This window comes from Streptomyces sp. NBC_00259 (assembly GCF_036181745.1).
GTDB lineage: Bacteria > Actinomycetota > Actinomycetes > Streptomycetales > Streptomycetaceae > Streptomyces > Streptomyces pratisoli.
The window spans coordinates 2,952,936-2,969,795 of the sequence record NZ_CP108080.1; the positions used below are offsets into that span (position 1 = coordinate 2,952,936).

Below are 16,860 nucleotides of genomic sequence, written 5' to 3' on the forward strand. Positions count from 1 at the left end.
GTCTCAACCACTCTGTGACCAGTGGACGCACTCCGTGCAACGCGAACGGCCCCTCGGGGCGCGCTCAAGCGCGCCCCGAGGGGCCGTACTCCGACGGAAGGACCCGCCTACTTCTTGTCCTTGCCGCTCTTGTCCTTGTCCTTGTCCCCGCCGGCGCCCATGGACTCGTAGATCTCCTTGCACATCGGGCAGACCGGGTACTTCTTGGGGTCGCGCCCCGGCACCCAGACCTTGCCGCACAGTGCCACCACGGGAGTGCCGTCGAGGGCGCTCGCCATGATCTTGTCCTTCTGGACGTAATGGGCGAAGCGCTCGTGGTCGCCGTCGCCGTGCGACACCTGGGGTGTCGGCTCCACGAGGGTGCCCGTACCTGCCCCGCGCTCGGGCTCGAGAGTGCTCATAGGTGCCAAGGGTACTCAAGCCCCGCCGATTCAGTTCAGCGACGGGTCGTCCGGATACGTGGCCACCATCGCGAGCTCGTTGCGCTGCCGGCGCAGCACCGACCGCCACAGCGACTCGGGCTGCGGCGAGGACACGTCACCGGGCTCCGACTCGACCACGTACCAGGCCCCCTCCGTCAGCTCGTCCTCCAGCTGACCGGGGCCCCAGCCCGCGTATCCCGCGAAGATCCGCAGCGAGCCGAGGGCGGCCGCGAGCAGCTCGGGCGGCGCCTCCAGGTCGACGAGCCCGATCGCCCCGTGCACCCGCCGCCAGCCGAGCGGGCCCTCGTCACCGGGGATGACGGCGAGCCCGAGCGCCGAGTCGAGCGAGACGGGACCGCCCTGGAAGACCACACCCGGCTCGCCGGCCAGCCGCGCCCAGGGCTCCAGGATGTCGCCCACGCCGACCGGGGTGGGCCGGTTGAGGACCACGCCGAGGGAACCCTCCTCGTCATGGTCGAGCAGGAGCACCACCGCGCGGTCGAAGTTCGGGTCCGCAAGGGCCGGAGTGGCGACGAGCAGCCGCCCTGTGAGGGAGGACACCTCGGTCATGCGACACATGATCCCGCATCTTCGCCCTCCAGGGGGAGCAGGCGTCCGAGTGCGAGCCGACGCAGCTCAGGGCGCACCGCGGCAGCGGGAGCGCGCGCCCGTGCGGACAAGGCGGACGGTCACCCTCCGCAGGCGCACCGAAACGGTGCGTATTGTGCCGAATTCATTACACCTGTGGGGTGCCCTTGGCCTTACGACACAGGGGTAGGTGGGCCTTAACCTTTTCTCTGGCCCCCTGCCCGCCCTCCCCCTCGCTCCGCTGGGGGGACCCTCCGGAACGCGAGATTCATGACCGGCACAGACGATGTACTGCTTGTCCACGGCGGAACCCCGCTGGAGGGCGAGATCCGCGTCCGCGGCGCCAAGAACCTGGTGCCGAAGGCTATGGTCGCCGCGCTGCTCGGCAGCGAGCCGAGCCGACTGCGCAATGTGCCCGACATCCGCGACGTGCGGGTGGTGCGCGGGCTGCTGCAGCTGCACGGTGTGACGGTGCGACCGGGTGACGAGCCCGGCGAGCTGGTGCTCGACCCGACGCACGTCGAGAGCGCCAACGTCGCCGACATCGATGCCCACGCGGGTTCCTCGCGGATCCCGATCCTGTTCTGCGGCCCGCTGCTGCACCGGCTCGGCCACGCCTTCATCCCCGGTCTGGGCGGCTGCGACATCGGCGGCCGGCCGATCGACTTCCACTTCGACGTGCTCCGACAGTTCGGCGCGAAGATCGAGAAGCGGGCGGACGGGCAGTACCTGGAGGCTCCGCAGAGGCTTCGCGGTTGCAAGATCCGGCTGCCGTACCCGTCCGTGGGCTCCACCGAGCAGGTGCTGCTGACGGCGGTGCTGGCGGAGGGCGTCACGGAGCTGTCGAACGCGGCGGTGGAGCCGGAGATCGAGGACCTCATCTGCGTACTGCAGAAGATGGGCGCGATCATTTCCATGGACACCGACCGGACGATCCGGATCACCGGTGTCGACCGCCTCGGCGGCTACACCCACCGGGCGCTCCCGGACCGGCTGGAGGCCGCGTCCTGGGCGTCGGCCGCGCTCGCGACCGAGGGCAACATCTATGTGCGCGGTGCTCAGCAGCGCTCGATGATGACCTTCCTGAACACGTACCGCAAGGTCGGCGGCGCCTTCGAGATCGACGACGAGGGCATCCGCTTCTGGCACCCGGGCGGCTCGCTCAACGCCATCGCGCTGGAGACGGACGTGCACCCCGGCTTCCAGACCGACTGGCAGCAGCCGCTGGTGGTGGCGCTCACGCAGGCGGCGGGGCTTTCGATCGTCCACGAGACGGTGTACGAGTCGCGCCTCGGCTTCACGTCCGCGCTCAACCAGATGGGTGCGCACATCCAGCTGTACCGGGAGTGCCTGGGCGGCTCGGACTGCCGCTTCGGCCAGCGGAACTTCCTGCACTCGGCCGTCGTGTCCGGCCCGACGAAGCTCCAGGGCGCCGATCTGGTGATTCCCGACCTGCGCGGCGGCTTCTCGTACCTGATCGCGGCGCTGGCGGCGCAGGGGACGTCCCGGGTGCACGGGATCGAGCTGATCAACCGTGGCTACGAGAACTTCATGGAGAAGCTCGTCGAGCTGGGCGCGAAGGTCGAGCTGCCCCGCGGCGCGATCGTCTGACGCCTCCCGCACGCAGCGACGTGGGCCCACCGGACACCGTCCGGTGGGCCCACGCGTATGAGGATCGCCCCGCGTCGGCCCGTACCGGCCCGTACCGGCCCGTACCGGCCTCAGGACTCCACGGCGGCCTCAGAACACCACAGCGACCTCAGGACACCACAAGGGCGGTGCACCCCGTACGGGGTGCACCGCCCTTGAGTGCAGGGGCTTACTTGCCCTTGGCGGCTTCCTTGAGCTTGGAGCCCGCGGAGACCTTCACGCTGTAGCCGGCCGGGATCTGGATCGGGTCGCCGGTCTGCGGGTTACGAGCGGTGCGAGCGGCACGGTGGGTGCGCTCGAAGGTCAGGAAACCGGGGATGGTGACCTTCTCGTCGCCCTTGGCGACGATCTCGCCGACGGTCTCGGCGAGAGCGGCCAGCACAGCGTCGGCGTCCTTGCGGGTCACCTCGGCACGGTCGGCCAGCGCGGCCACCAGCTCACTGCGGTTCATGTTCTTACTCCCGTGTTCTTCTTGCTTGTGAGGCGTGCCACGCGGCGGAAGCCGCATGTCGGGTACAGCGAAGCCGATGCTGCCAGGGCCCTCGGACAATCCCCGGACCCGGGTCTGCCGTCAGACCCTCGCGCCCAATTGAGCATCCTGCCCCCACCAGCGGCGGGAAAGCCAATCCGGCACCCTCCGGAGTCACACGAAAAGCGCCACAGGCTCGTTCCGGTGACGTTCCGTCGACTCCGTGCGGACTCCACGGAGCCGACGCGACTCGGACAGAGCCTGCCGGCCCTACGGAGCCAACGCGGCCCTGGGGCCTGATGGAGCCGTGCGGCCGTCGCGGGCTCATGGTCCGCCACCCTAAGGGCGCTTTCCTGACCCCGCGACTCGCGACGCGCCGTGCTCAGCCGGACACCGCCGCGCCCGCGGCCTTCGCGGCGTCCCGAACCGCTCCCGCGACCGCTCCCGCGACCTTGTCGTTGAAGACGGACGGGATGATGTAGTTCGGGTTGAGCTCGGCCTCGGTGACGACGTCCGCCAGGGCGGTGGCCGCGGCGAGCATCATCTCCGTGTTCACCGTACGGGACTGTGCGTCCAGGAGCCCGCGGAAGACGCCCGGGAAGACCAGCACGTTGTTGATCTGGTTCGGGAAGTCGGAGCGGCCGGTGGCGACAACTGCCGCCGTCTGGCGGGCGATTGCCGGGTCCACCTCGGGGTCGGGGTTCGCAAGCGCGAACACGATGGCGCCGTCGGCCATCGCCGCGACGTCCTCCGCGCCCAGCACGTTCGGCGCGGAGACACCGATGAAGACGTCGGCGCCCCGGACCGCCTCCTTCAGCGTGCCGGTGACGCCCTCGGGGTTGGTGTTGTCGGCGATCCAGCGCAGCGGCGTGCCGGGCGCGGCATCGACCAGGTCCTCGCGGTCGGCGTGCACGACGCCGTGGATGTCGGCGACGACGGCGTGCTTCACACCCGCCGCGATGAGCAGCTTCAGGATGGCCGTACCGGCCGCCCCGGCGCCCGACATGACGACCCGTACGTCCCCAACCGCCTTGCCCACCACGCGCAGTGCGTTGGTGAGGGCGGCGAGCACGACGATCGCGGTGCCGTGCTGGTCGTCGTGGAAGACGGGGATGTCGAGGGCCTCGCGCAGCCGCGCCTCGATCTCGAAGCAGCGGGGCGCGGAGATGTCCTCGAGGTTGATGCCGGCGAAGCCGGGGGCGATCGCCTTGACGATCTCGACGATCGCGTCGGTGTCCTGGGTGTCCAGACACAGCGGCCAGGCGTCGATGCCCGCGAAGCGCTTGAAGAGGGCCGCCTTGCCCTCCATGACGGGCAGGGCGGCCTTCGGGCCGATGTTGCCGAGGCCGAGGACGGCCGAGCCGTCCGTCACGACTGCGACGGAGTTGCGCTTGATGGTGAGGCGGCGGGCGTCCTCGGGGTTCTCGGCGATCGCCATGCAGACGCGCGCCACACCCGGCGTGTAGATCATGGAGAGATCGTCACGGTTGCGGATGGGGTGCTTGGACTGCATCTCGATCTTGCCGCCGAGGTGCATGAGGAACGTACGGTCGGAGACCTTGCCGAGGACGACGCCCTCGATGCCGCTCAGCTTCTCGACGATCTCGTCGGCGTGGGTGGTGGAGGTCGCCGCGATGGTGACGTCGATACGAAGCTTCTCGTGGCCGGAAGCAGTGACGTCGAGGCCGGAGACCGAGCCGCCGGAGGACTCCACGGCCGTGGTGAGCTGCGAGACGGCGGTTCCGCTCGCGGGCACCTCCAGCCGGACCGTCATCGAGTACGAGACGCTGGGCGCCGTTGCCATGGCCGAGTTCCTCTGCTTTCCCTAGCTTCATTGCTGCATCGCCCGGCGGGGGCCGGGCGGGGCCATCCGATGGTCGCACCTACCAGCGAGTAGCAGGTAATACTGGTCGTTTTGGTTTCGGAAAACCTTTTCCACCATACGAGAACCCTCAACGAAACAGAAGAGGATCACGGGAAACAGAAGAGGTCCGCGTCACTCACGGCGACGCGGACCTCTTCCTGATGCGTTTGAGCGACACCGACCCGCCATGCTCGCCTCGCGGCAAGTGGTCCCTCTGAGGGACGAAGGTTGGGCCCGGGGGCTTGGATCGAGCCGGTGTCACAGACAGGCTAACAAAGACTCCCAGAAGGTGATTCCCTCTGCGCCGAGTTGACCCCCGAACGGCTCCGCGACGCCCGCGGCGCGGACGCCGCGGGCGTCATCACCGGCGCCGCGGCTCAGTCCCTGAGCAGGTCCGGGACCCCGTCCGCGTCCGGTTCGTCACGCTTGCCCGACACCACGGTCAGCTGCTGGGTGGCGCGGGTCAGCGCCACGTACAGCACCCTCAGGCCGGCCGGGGACTCGTCGGCGATTTCCGCGGGCGAGACGACCACGGTCGCGTCGTACTCCAGCCCCTTGGCCTCCAGCGAACCGAGAGCCACCGCCCGGTCACCGAGGCCGGCGAGCCAGCGCGCGGCCTCCTCGCGCCGGTTCATCGCGACCACGACGCCCACGGTGCCGTCGACCTCGTCCAGGAGCCGCTCGGCCTCCTGCCGTACGGTCCGCTCCAGATCGTCGCGGGCGACGGTGAAGCGGGGCGTGAGGCCGGTCGAGCGAACGGCGCGCGGGGCCTCCATCCCGGGCATCGCGAGGGCCAGCACCCGCGCGGCGAGCTCGGCGATCTCGGAGGGGTTGCGGTAGTTGACGGTGAGGTCGAAGCGGCGGCGCGGCCGGGTGCCGAGGGCCTCGTCGCGGGCCTCGGCCGCCTCGTCCGGGTCCGACCAGGAGGACTGCGCCGGGTCGCCCACGACCGTCCAGGTGGCGTGCCGGCCGCGACGGCCGACCATGCGCCACTGCATGGGCGTGAGGTCCTGGGCCTCGTCGACGATGACATGGGCGTACTCGGTGCGCTCCTCCGCCAGCCGCTCGGCCCGCTCGCGCTGGGTCTCCTCGCGCTGCGGCATCAGCTCCTCCAGACCGGTGAGCTGGTCCAGCGGATCGAGTTCGCGCCTCCTCCTGGGGCGGGCCGGGACGCCGAGCAGGGACTGCAGCTCGTCCAGGATCGCCACGTCGTGCACGGAGTACGCCTCGCGTCTCAGACTGCGGGCGAGTCTGCGCACCTCGCCGGGGTTGAGGATGCGCCGCGCCCAGCGGCCGAGCCGCCGCTCGTCGGCCATCGCGGCGAGCACACCGCGCGGCGTCAGCTCGGGCCACCAGGCGTCCAGGAACGCCAGGAACGTGTCCTCGGAGGTGATGTCCTCGTCGAAGGACGCCCGCAGCTCGGCGGCGAGCTCCGGGTCCGTGTGCCGCGTCCCGGCGCCGGACCGCGCGTACAGCGCGTCCAGCAGCAGCCGGCGGGCGCGCGGCCGCAGCAGATTCACCGGCGCGGTGCCGCCCAGCACGTTGTGGCGGATGCGCCGCAGCTCCTCGGCCTCCAGCTCCAGGCGCCGCCCGAAGGCCACGACCCGCAGCCGGTCGGGGGCGCTGCCCAGTTCGAGCGCTCCCCGCGCCGCCTTGCGCAGCACCTTCAGCATCCGCGAGGAGCCCTTGACGCGGGCGACCGCCGGATCGTCGTACGTCGTCGCCTCCACGCCGTCCACCAGGGAGCCGACCGCGCGGATCGCGACCTGGCCCTCCTCACCCAGCGAGGGCAGCACGCCCTCGGTGTACGCCACGAGCAGCGGGGTCGGCGAGACGACGAGGATGCCGCCCGCGTACCGCCGCCGGTCCTGGTAGAGGAGATACGCGGCGCGGTGCAGCGCGACCGCCGTCTTGCCCGTGCCGGGGCCGCCGGCGACCTCGGTGACGGAGGCGGCGGGGGCCCGGATGACCAGGTCCTGCTCGGCCTGGATGGAGGCCACGATGTCCCGCATGGTGTGGCTGCGGGCCTGGCCGAGCGCGGCCATCAGCGCGCCGTCGCCGATGACGGGCAGCTCGGCGCCGCCGAGACGCGCGGTCAGTTCGGGGCGCATGAGGTCGTCCTCGACGCCGAGGACCTTGCGGCCCTTGGAGCGGATGACCCGTCGGCGTACGACACGGCCCGGGTCGACCGGCGTGGAGCGGTAGAAGGGCGCGGCGGCCGGGGCCCGCCAGTCGATGACCAGCGGCGCGTAGTCGGAGTCGAGGACTCCGATACGGCCGATGTGCAGCGTCTCGGCGATGTCGGCGTACTGCCCGGACTCGTCGGTCCGTACGGCGTCCTCGGCCGGCTCGACCGAGGTGTAGGCGCCGTCGGGCCCCTTCTTGCCGTGCTTGCCGCGCAGCAGGTCGATGCGGCCGAAGAGGAAGTCCTCGAACTCGCTGTTGAGCCGATTGAGGTGGATCCCGGCCCGGAACACCTGGGCGTCGCGCTCGGCGAGCGCGCCGGGTGTGCCGACCTGGCCGCGTTTGGCGGCGTCGTTCATCAGGAACTCCGCCTCGTGGATCTTCTCCTCGAGCCTGCGGTACACCTGGTCCAGATGTTCCTGTTCGACACCGATCTCGCGGTCCCGGACCGTGTCGACAGCGGCTTCCTGCGCGGCCACCGAGGCCCCCTTCTGACGTGCACTGGGCAGCCGTCAACCGTACGCGAAGGGGGCCGGTCTGTCAGGCGGCGGGACCGGCGTCGTGGCTCAGGCCTCGGCGCCGACCTCCACCAGACGCTTTCCGTCGAAGGTACGGACCTCGAAGTGATCGATCTCGTTGCGGTCCATGGCGGCTCCGCCGTGGACGTACAGCGGGTTCTTCGCCATCTTGTGCGTGCTGTCCGGGATGCCGTAACCCCACTTCGGGACCGACCAGGACGTGACGACCTCTTCCTCACCGGTCTTGGAGACGGCGACGAGGCTGCACTTCAGCGGGCCCTTGACGTTCTTGAGCTCCAGGACCGTGTGGGTGCCCCAGGCCTTCTTCTCCATGCCGACGGTGGCGCTGACCTTGGTGATCGCGTCCGTGGCCTGGACCTTCTCCTCCATGTGGTTGAAGAAGGCGTCCTCGGCGGGGCTGGTGGGGTGAGGTGCCGCGACATTGCCCGCCGTGGCGTCGTCCTGGGTGACGACCACCGCGACGGCCGGACCGCCGATGATCAGGACCGCCGACGCCGCGATCATGTACATGCTGCGGCGGCGCTTCCGGGACCGTTTGACCGCGACCTCGTCGACGAGCCGGTTCAGCAGCTGCGGGCTCGGCGCCGTCGGGATCGAGCCGAACGAACCGGCCTGTCCTGCCGAAGCCGCCGGCCGGGGCGGGGGCTCCATGATCCTGCTGTCGAACGGCAGGACATTCGGCTGCGGGGGCACGGCCGGGCGGGCCGGGGCCTCCGCGAGCATCGCCAGCATCGGCTCCATGCCCGAGAACTCCTCGAGGTGGGCGGCACAGATGTCGCAGCCCGCGAGATGCGCCTCGAAGGCGGTGGCTTCCGCGTCGTCCAGAATGCCGAGGACGTACGCCCCGGCGGTTTCATGGACCGAGCCCTCTTCGGACTGTCCGAACTGTCCGAACTGGTCCTGCCTGTTCATGCCGTGACCCCCCTCTCCTCCAGAGCGAGCTTCATGGAACGCAGTGCGTAGAAAACACGGGACCGGACGGTCCCACTGGGTATGCCGAGTGTCTCGGCCGCCTCATTGACCGTACGCCCCTTGAAATACGTCTCGACGAGTACTTCCCTGTGCGCAGGGGTCAAATCATCGAGCGCATCGGATAGCGTCATCAGCCACAACGCCTTGTCGATCTCGTCCTCCGCGGGCATGACCTCCAGCGGCGACGGATCGACCTCCTGCGGCCGGGCCTGCCGGCTGCGGTGACCGTCGATGACGATGCGCCTTGCGACCGTCACCAGCCAGGGTCGGACAGAGCCGGTGGCCCGATTGAGCTGACCGGCGTTCTTCCAGGCACGGATGAGCGTCTCCTGAACCACGTCCTCGGCTCGCTGGCGGTCGCCGGCGACGAGGCGCAGTACGTAGGCAAGGAGGGGGCCGGCGTGCTCCTGATACAGCGCGCGCATCAGTTCCTCGTCCGGGACGGAGGTGCTGGTGCGCGACGAGTCGGCGCGATGCCGGGCCCTGCCTGAACGGTCATCGGCCACGGCGGCATCCTTGCGCACCTGAACCTCCCGGTCGAGACCTTGTCTGATGTGTGGCTGCTTGTCTGTCCTCCATCACTACGGAAGAGCCCGCCGATCCACTCAACGCGAGCGGAAAAACTTTTCAAGATCTTTTACGGGGTGGTCCCCGGGCCTGCCTCCGGACGGGAACCGGACCCCGGTTGAGCCGCCGTCAGACCCGGGCGACGGCGGTCCTGCGGCGGTGCCTGGCGACCCGCTCCCGGTTCCCGCAGACCTCGCTCGCGCACCAGCGGCGGCGCCGCCCACGGGAGGTGTCGAGGTAGACGCGGCGGCAGTTGTCGCCCTCGCAGCGGCGCAGCCGGGCGCGGGCGACGGGGTCGGTGAGCAGTTCCACGGCGTCCCGGGCGACGGCGGCGAGCAGCGCGGCGCATTCGGGGCGGGCGAGCGGGGCGCGGACGAGGATGCCCTCGTCGTCGCGTACGGCTGTGACGGCGGGCGGGGCGGAGTCGGCGGCGAACGCGTTCAGCCGCGCGAGAGCGGGGCCCGCGGCGCCGGGCCCGGCCGGTCCGTGGTCGATCTCCGCGTCGACCAGGCCCGCCACACAGTCGCGGAGTTCGAGGAACGGCGCGACCCAGTGCCCGGTCACCGGGCCCAACGGCGTCCCGGGTGGCAGCAGTCCGGCCGCCACCAGCCAACGCCCGAGCCCCTCCGGCCCGTCCGGCGCCACTGCCACGAGATCCAGGCAGACGCGCCCGGAATCGAACCGCCACTCGTACGAGCCGTTGCCCATGACTTCAGGGTGCCCGTGCGAAGGCCCCGCGGGAACCCCTCCTGCGGGGCCGGGGCGCCGGTCGTCCCGAAACGTGCGCCGTCGCTCACGCGTCCGCGTACTTCGTGTCCACCGCCGGGTCCAGTGCCAGGCGGTAGCCGCGCTTCACGACCGTCTGGATGAGGTTCGGGGCGCCGAGGGCCGTACGGAGGCGGGCCATTGCCGTCTCGACGGCGTGCTCGTCACGGCCCGTGCCGGGGAGGGCGCGAAGGAGGTCGGCACGGGAGACCACCCAGCCGGGGCGGCGGGCAAGGGTGTTCAGAAGCGACATTCCGGCCGGTGGGACGGGGCGGACGTCGCCGTCGACGAGGACCGCGTGGCCACGGATCTCCACCCGGCGCCCCGCGACCGGCAAGGTCCTGGCCCGCGAGGGCAGTTCGACACAGAGCAGCTGGACGAGCGGGCCGAGGCGGAAGCGCTCCGGCTGGACGGTGTCGAGACCGCGGCTCTGCAGCGGTACGGCCGTGACCGGCCCCACGCAGGCCGGCAGGACGTCGTGCCCGAGCGCGTCGAGGAGTTCCGGGAGCAGCCCGCGGGCCTCGGCGCGCGAGAAGAGCGATGCCGCGGCCGGCGCGCTCGTGAACGTCACCGCGTCCAGCGACCGCGCCACCGTGGCGTCGAGCAGCCGGTCCAGCGGACCGAGGTCCTCCGGCGGCATCCACCGGTACACGGGTACGACCACGACCTCCGCGCCCCCGGCCCGCAGGGCCTCCACGAAGCCGGGCAGCGGCTCGCCGTGCAGTTGCAGCGCCACCCGCCGGCCCGCGACGCCCTCACCGAGGAGCCGGTCGAGCACCTCGGCCATCGACTCGGACGTCGGCGACCACTCCTCGGTCAGCCCGGCGGCCCGGATCGCGCCCTTCACCTTCGGCCCGCGGGCGAGGAGTTCCACGCCGCGCAGACAGGCGAGCAGTTCCTCGCCGCAGCCCCAGCCGTCCGCCGCCTCCACCCAGCCGCGAAAGCCGATCGCGGTCGTGGCGACCACCACGTCCGGCGCGTGGTCGATGAGTTCCTTCGTGGCGGCGAGCAACTCGCCGTCGTCCGCCAGCGGCACGATCCGCAGCGCGGGGGCGTGCAGCACCGTCGCGCCGCGGCGTCGCAGCAGCGCTCCCAGTTCGTCGGCGCGCCGGGCCGCCGTGACACCGACCGTGAAGCCCGAGAGCGGGGCGACCGCCGGAGCGACGTGCTGTTCGTGGTACATGCCGGCCGAGCCTGGCAAGGGAGCGTGACAGGCTCGGTTCGGCTGCGTTTCCCCGTGGTTACGAGGCACTCCGGCTCACACCTCGGCGTAGCTGAGCTGCGGCTTCGTCTCGGCTGTGGCGGTCGGCACACGGCCGGCCACCGGTCGGCGAAGGTATACCGCCCAGGTGACCACGAAGCACACCCCGTAGCAGGCGAGGAAGGCGACGAACGCGCCCGTCCCCGTCCCGGCCGTCAGGAACGACTGCCGGAAGGCGAGGTTGATGGCGAGCCCGCCGAGCGCGCCCACCGCACCGATCAGCCCCATCGACGCCCCGGAGAGCCTGCGCCCGTACGTCTCCGCCGCCTCGCCCGTCATGCCCTTGGCCAGTGCCTTGGCCTGGAAGATGCCGGGGATCATCTTGTACGTGGAGCCGTTGCCGAGCCCGGTGAGGACGAACAGGGCGATGAAGCCGACGAGGAACACGGGCAGCGACGCGGCCATGGACGCGTACACCACGACCCCCGTCGCCCCGGCCATCGCGGCGAACGTCCACAGCGTGATCCTGGCCCCGCCGAAGCGGTCCGCGAGCGATCCGCCGACCGGCCTGATGAGCGAGCCGAGCAGCGGCCCGACGAAGGTCAACGACGCGGCCTGCAGCGGGGTGCGTCCGAACTGGGTCTGCAGCACGAGTCCGAAGGCGAAGCTGTAGCCGATGAAGGACCCGAACGTCCCGATGTAGAGGAACGCCATGATCCAGGTGTGGGCGTCCTTCACCGCCTCCTTCGCGGCGCCGGTGTCGTTCTTCACGGGCGCCAGGTTGTCCATGAACAGCGCGGCGCACAGCGCGGCGATCGCGATCAGCGGGATGTAGAGGCCGAGCACGAGCCTCGGGTGCGCGGCCCCGGCCGTCCCGATGACGAGCAGTCCGACGAGCTGCACCACGGGGACGCCGATGTTCCCGCCGCCCGCGTTGAGCCCGAGCGCCCAGCCCTTCTTCCGCAGCGGGAAGAAGGAGTTGATGTTGGTCATGGAGGAGGCGAAGTTGCCGCCGCCGACCCCGGTCAGGGCCGCGACCGCCAGGAAGGTCCCGTACGACGTGCCCGGCTCCATCACCACATAGGCGGCGCCGGTCGGCACCAGCAGCATCAGGGCGCTGAAGACGGTCCAGTTGCGGCCGCCGAAGCGGGCCACCGCGAAGGTGTACGGCACCCGGATCACGGCCCCGACCAGGGTCGCGGTCCCGATCAGGAAGAACTTCCCGGCCGGGTCGACCCCGTACTCGGGCCCCATGAACAGGACCATCACGGACCACAGGGTCCAGATGGAGAACCCGATGTGCTCGGACAGCACGGAGAAGACGAGATTGCGCCGGGCGATCCTCTCCCCCTCCTCCTTCCAGAAGGTCTCGTCCTCCGGGTCCCACCGTTCGATCCACCTGCCGGCCATGGCGCGCCTCCACTGCTGCTCCGGGTAGTGGATCCGACGCTAGGGACGGCGGGTTTCACCCCCGTGGCGCGAGGTGACCGGTGCGCAACCTTGCTCTCACCCGGGGCTCAGGCGCGGTGTGAGCGCCGCTTTCCGCGCCGGGCGCCGCTCTCCTGCCGGGCACCGTTCGGCCACAGCCGGGGGCGCCGCTTGGCGGCGACGTCCTCGGCCCACCCGAAGAGCACGATGCACACGGCGATCAGGGCCCAGGTGAGGAGCAGCACCGGCACCCAGCTGTCGAGCAGCCACTCGGCGTGCTCTTCCAGGAAGCCGATGTCCCACAACTGGTCCCACATGGTGCTCGCCACGAGGATGCACACGTTGCTCCACAGATAGACCGTGACGGCCCGCGAGTTGAGCAGGGTGACCGTGCTGTCCCAGCCGCGCAGTCTCGGCGGCCACTCGGACCACGAGGGGCTGATGTGCAGGAGCAGCAGCACCGATCCGAAGGACCAGAGGGCCTGTGCCGGCGGGATGCTGTCGAGGTCGAAGTCCGTACGGAAGCCCTGGCGCAGTGCCCACCACAGGCCGACGGCCATGATCACGGGCGCGACGGACGGCACGACGTAGCGCGGCAGTCTGCGCAGCAGCCCCTCCTGGTGGGCCATGCCGAGGATCCAGCAGGCTCCGAAGGTGCTGAAGTCGGTGAGCGCGGAGTCGATCCGTTCGGGCAGCGAGACGTACCCGGCGGTGAGGACGGCGGACAGCGCGAGCGGTGCGAGCAGCGTCGGCCAGGGCACCTTCCGCAGGGCCCACAGCAGCAGCGGCGACAGCATGACGTACCAGAGGTACGCCCTGATGTACCAGAGCGGGCCCGCGAGGTCCTCGGCCCAGGACCGGCCGAGGAGGCCGGGGACGCCCGCGAGCTCCCCGGCGAACGGCGGGTCGCTGACCGGCACGATCCAGAACAGCAGATGGGTCCACCACCAGCCCGGGTGCCCCTCGGAGTCGGGTCCCCAGCCCTGGAGCACCATGCCGGTCACACCGACCGCGCCCAGCACCCACAGCGGTGGCAGCAGCCGTCTCATCCGGCCACGGATCACCTGGACCGCCGGCCGCTTGAGGGAGCGCGCCATCAGGCTGCCGGCGAGCGCGAACATCACGCCCATGGACGGGAAGACGAGCGGCAGCCAGGCCCAGCCGACCAGGTGGTAGAGGACGACCCGGAAGAGCGCGAGCGCGCGCAGCAGGTCGAAGTACCGGTCGCGGCCCTGCGCGGCGGACCCGGGCGCGGCGTCGGCCTCCGGCCTGCGGTGCCGTGCCTGTTCGAACGTGGTCGTCGCGACGGTCATGCGACCGGCCACCGTTCTTCACTGGCCTTCCGCGGGCTCGGTATCGAGCCGGGCGCCTCCACCGCTCCCGTACGGCGCAGCTTCTGCCAGCGGAGCCGGCCGCCGGTGAGGGCGGTGATCCACGACTGCAGCAGCACGACGTACATGAGCTGCCGGTACAGCAGTTGCTGGAGGGGCAGCGAGATCAGATGCACCATGCGTTCCTTGTCGAGCCGGAACGCGTACGCGGCGCACACGGCCTGGATGGCGAGCACGGCGAGCCAGGCGACGATGGTCTTCTGGGTCGGCCCGAAGACCAGCCCGTACAGCAGGAAGACGTCGATCAGCGGGGCGAGCAGCGGGAACAGCACCATGAAGAGCGAGACCAGCGGCAGGCCGACCCGGCCGAAGCGGCCGGAGGGGCCGCTCTCGATCACGGCGTGGCGGTGCTTCCAGATCGCCTGCATCGTGCCGTACGACCAGCGGTAGCGCTGGGACCACAGCTGCTGGACGGACTCCGGGGCCTCGGTCCAGGCGCGGGCCCGCTCCGCGTAGACGACGCGCCAGCCGTCGCGGTGCATCGCCATGGTGATGTCGGTGTCCTCGGCGAGGGTGTCCTCGCTCATGCCGCCGACCCGTTCGAGGGCCTGGCGGCGGAAGGCGCCGACCGCGCCCGGGATGGTCGGCATGCAGCGCAGCACGTCGTACATCCGGCGGTCCAGGTTGAAGCCCATCACGTACTCGATGTGCTGCCAGGCGCCGATGAGCGTGTCCCGGTTGCCGACCTTGGCGTTGCCCGCGACCGCGCCGACCCGTGGGTCGCCGAAGGGCTGCACCAGTTCGCGGACGGTGGACGGCTCGAAGACGGTGTCGCCGTCCATCATCACGATCAGGTCGTGACGGGCGTTGCGGATACCGTTGTTGAGGGCTTCCGGTTTGCCCGAGTTGACCTGCCGGACGACCCGGACGTTGGGCAGCCACATGTCGTCGACGAGGTCGGCGGTGCCGTCCGTGGAGCCGTCGTCGATGACGATGACCTCGATCGGATGGTCGCTCTCCATCAGAGAGCGCACCGTGTTCTCGATGCACTCCTTCTCGTTGTACGCGGGAACCAGCACCGTCACGGGCTCCGTGACGGCCGGGCCCCAGCGGAAGCGGCGGCGGCGCACCTTGCGGGCGTGTCCGAAGGAGAGCACCAGCATGAGGCCGAAGCGGGCGAGGACGAGCCCGCCGATCAGGGCGAGGCCGACGGTCAGCACCGAGGTCGTCTCCTCCGAGACGGCGACGGCCGCGACCCACGCCTTGCCCTTCCACAGCTCCGGACCGGTGACGGGGGTGTGCGCGGTGGGCGCCCCGAGAGCCTCGGTGAGGTGGGTGAACCGGTAGCCGCGCTGCTTCATGTCGGGCAGGAAGCGGTCGAGGGCGGCCACGGTCTGGGAGCGGTCGCCGCCGGAGTCGTGCATCAGCACGATGGAGCCCTTGGTGCCCTGGGGCGTCGCGCGCTTGATGATCGCGTCGACGCCGGGGCGCTTCCAGTCCTCGCTGTCCGTGTCGTTGAAGGCGGTGATGTAGCCGCGGCTGCCGATGTACTCGGTGACCGGCCAGGACTTGTCGTCCAGGGCGTCCGAGAACGAGGAGTACGGCGGCCGGAAGAGCGAGGTGCGGATGCCGGCGGCGCCGGCGAGCGCGAGCTGGTTCTGGGAGAGCTCCCAGTCGATACGGCTCTGCGTCTGGAGCGCCAGATCGGGGTGGTTGAAGGTGTGCAGCCCGATCTCGTGGCCCTCGGCGACCATCCGCTCGACCAGTTCGGGGTGGCGGGAGGCCATCGTGCCGGTCACGAAGAAGACGGCGTGCGCGTCGTACTCCTTCAGTTTGTCGAGGACCTTCGGCGTCCAGACCGGGTCGGGTCCGTCGTCGAAGGTCAGCACCAGGTTCTTGTCCGGTATCCGCAGCGCCTCGGGCGCGCCGGGGACGCGGGCGTCGATGACCGGGCCGCCGCCCAGGATCTGCTCGGGCACCTGGCCGCTGGAGGCCGGGGGGCGTACGCGATGGTCGGCGAGGATCTCGCTGTGCACGTACCCGCGCAGCATGAGCATCGCGAGCAGCGCGACGAGGAAGAGCGAGGGCAGCAGATAGCGCATGGGCATTCTGCGCCGCACGGCGGACCTCTTACCGGCTGCCTGCCGGGCGGTCCGTCTGTCGGAGGAGGCCATCTAGAGTGCGCCTTCCGCTGCGAGCTGCCGGCTTCCCTGCTCCATCGCCTGGCCCACCGGCTGGCCGGAGGGCTCCGTCGACGCCGAGGTGCTCGGCGAGGGATCGGGATCGTCCGGCGTCGGCTCCTCGCCGCCGGAACCTCCGCTGCCCGAGCCGCCCGCCGGCAGGGACGGGCTGGGCTTCGGGTCGGGCGACGTGCCGACGGGGCCACCGGCGCCGCCGGTGCTGACCTGCGCACTGGTGCCCGGATCGGCCGAGGGACTGGGCTGCAGCCCGCCGCCGGCCGGGTCGCCGGCCGCGCCGCTGGGCTGCTGCGGCAGGGCGGCCGGGGTGTCGCTGGGAGACGGGCCGCCGGCGGCGTCCGCGGGAGCGGCCGGGTCGGACGGCGCGTCGGTGGGACCGGGGGTCACCCCGGCGGAATCGTCCTTGTCGTCCGCGACGCCGGGGATGAGCAGCGACGGCGCATCCGAGTTGCCGCCGATGAGGGCGACGACGAGGGTCACGGCGTATCCGGCACAGATCAGTGCCAGGACCCAGCCGACGCGCCGGAACTTCTTGCTCCGACGTCCGCTCTCGTCCACGAACACCGGCCCGTCGGAGCCCTCTTGAGGGGGCGGCTCGGTAGCCCTGAGTTCCGAGAGCTGACGGCCGAGACCGTCGAGCTGAACGGTGACTTCATTGGGCTCATGGGTATGCCCTATACGG

At 70.9% G+C, this 16,860-nt stretch carries 14 protein-coding genes; 1 reads left to right on the forward strand and 13 read right to left on the reverse strand.

What is annotated here, in order from left to right; all coding sequences use genetic code 11:
- Positions 1 to 107: 107 nt before the first annotated feature.
- Both OG766_RS13235 and OG766_RS13240 read right to left on the reverse strand, forming a co-directional pair.
- Complete coding sequence (locus OG766_RS13235; protein ID WP_266373747.1) at positions 108 to 401, reverse strand: DUF3039 domain-containing protein; 294 nt, start codon at positions 399 to 401, stop codon at positions 108 to 110.
- A 30-nt stretch (positions 402 to 431) separates the two neighbouring features.
- Positions 432 to 992 carry a YqgE/AlgH family protein gene (locus OG766_RS13240; protein WP_266373746.1) on the reverse strand — a complete coding sequence of 187 codons (561 nt, stop codon included), beginning with the start codon at positions 990 to 992 and terminating at the stop codon, positions 432 to 434.
- A 288-nt stretch (positions 993 to 1,280) separates the two neighbouring features.
- Between OG766_RS13240 and murA the strand changes: the two genes are divergently transcribed.
- On the forward strand, positions 1,281 to 2,621 hold the full coding sequence (gene murA / locus OG766_RS13245) for a UDP-N-acetylglucosamine 1-carboxyvinyltransferase (protein WP_266373745.1): 1,341 nt from the start codon (positions 1,281 to 1,283) through the stop codon (positions 2,619 to 2,621).
- Positions 2,622 to 2,829: 208 nt separating this feature from the next.
- On the opposite strand, the gene OG766_RS13250 is transcribed toward murA, so the two are convergent.
- The 11 genes from OG766_RS13250 to OG766_RS13300 all read right to left on the reverse strand — a co-directional run bounded on the left by OG766_RS13250 (position 2,830) and on the right by OG766_RS13300 (position 16,736).
- Positions 2,830 to 3,111, reverse strand: a complete 282-nt coding sequence (locus tag OG766_RS13250; RefSeq protein ID WP_003954777.1) for an HU family DNA-binding protein — start codon at positions 3,109 to 3,111, stop codon at positions 2,830 to 2,832.
- Positions 3,112 to 3,511: 400 nt separating this feature from the next.
- On the reverse strand, positions 3,512 to 4,933 hold the full coding sequence (locus OG766_RS13255) for an NAD-dependent malic enzyme (RefSeq protein WP_266373744.1): 1,422 nt from the start codon (positions 4,931 to 4,933) through the stop codon (positions 3,512 to 3,514).
- 437 nt (positions 4,934 to 5,370) lie between these two features.
- Positions 5,371 to 7,656, reverse strand: a complete 2,286-nt coding sequence (locus OG766_RS13260) for a HelD family protein (protein ID WP_266373743.1) — start codon at positions 7,654 to 7,656, stop codon at positions 5,371 to 5,373.
- Between the two features lie 87 nt (positions 7,657 to 7,743).
- On the reverse strand, positions 7,744 to 8,628 hold the full coding sequence (locus OG766_RS13265) for an anti-sigma factor family protein (protein WP_266373742.1): 885 nt from the start codon (positions 8,626 to 8,628) through the stop codon (positions 7,744 to 7,746).
- The gene (locus OG766_RS13270; protein WP_266373741.1) at positions 8,625 to 9,212 is read right to left on the reverse strand and encodes a sigma-70 family RNA polymerase sigma factor; all 588 of its coding nucleotides are present in this window, start codon (positions 9,210 to 9,212) and stop codon (positions 8,625 to 8,627) included. The genes OG766_RS13265 and OG766_RS13270 overlap by 4 nt, the downstream gene beginning before the upstream one ends.
- A gap of 172 nt (positions 9,213 to 9,384) precedes the next feature.
- The gene (locus OG766_RS13275; RefSeq protein WP_266373740.1) at positions 9,385 to 9,963 is read right to left on the reverse strand and encodes a CGNR zinc finger domain-containing protein; all 579 of its coding nucleotides are present in this window, start codon (positions 9,961 to 9,963) and stop codon (positions 9,385 to 9,387) included.
- Between the two features lie 85 nt (positions 9,964 to 10,048).
- Entirely contained in the window at positions 10,049 to 11,203 is a 1,155-nt protein-coding gene (locus OG766_RS13280; protein WP_266373738.1) for a uroporphyrinogen-III synthase, read from the reverse strand.
- A 75-nt stretch (positions 11,204 to 11,278) separates the two neighbouring features.
- Complete coding sequence (locus tag OG766_RS13285) at positions 11,279 to 12,631, reverse strand: nitrate/nitrite transporter (protein ID WP_266373736.1); 1,353 nt, start codon at positions 12,629 to 12,631, stop codon at positions 11,279 to 11,281.
- A 107-nt stretch (positions 12,632 to 12,738) separates the two neighbouring features.
- The gene (locus OG766_RS13290) at positions 12,739 to 13,962 is read right to left on the reverse strand and encodes an acyltransferase family protein (RefSeq protein ID WP_328725407.1); all 1,224 of its coding nucleotides are present in this window, start codon (positions 13,960 to 13,962) and stop codon (positions 12,739 to 12,741) included.
- Positions 13,959 to 16,154, reverse strand: coding sequence for a glycosyltransferase (locus OG766_RS13295; RefSeq protein ID WP_328725408.1), 2,196 nt, complete (start codon positions 16,152 to 16,154; stop codon positions 13,959 to 13,961). Before OG766_RS13295 ends, OG766_RS13290 begins: the two co-directional genes overlap by 4 nt.
- Positions 16,155 to 16,736, reverse strand: a complete 582-nt coding sequence (locus OG766_RS13300; RefSeq protein ID WP_266373730.1) for a hypothetical protein — start codon at positions 16,734 to 16,736, stop codon at positions 16,155 to 16,157. It lies immediately after the preceding gene.
- Between the last annotated feature and the right edge of the window lie 124 nt (positions 16,737 to 16,860).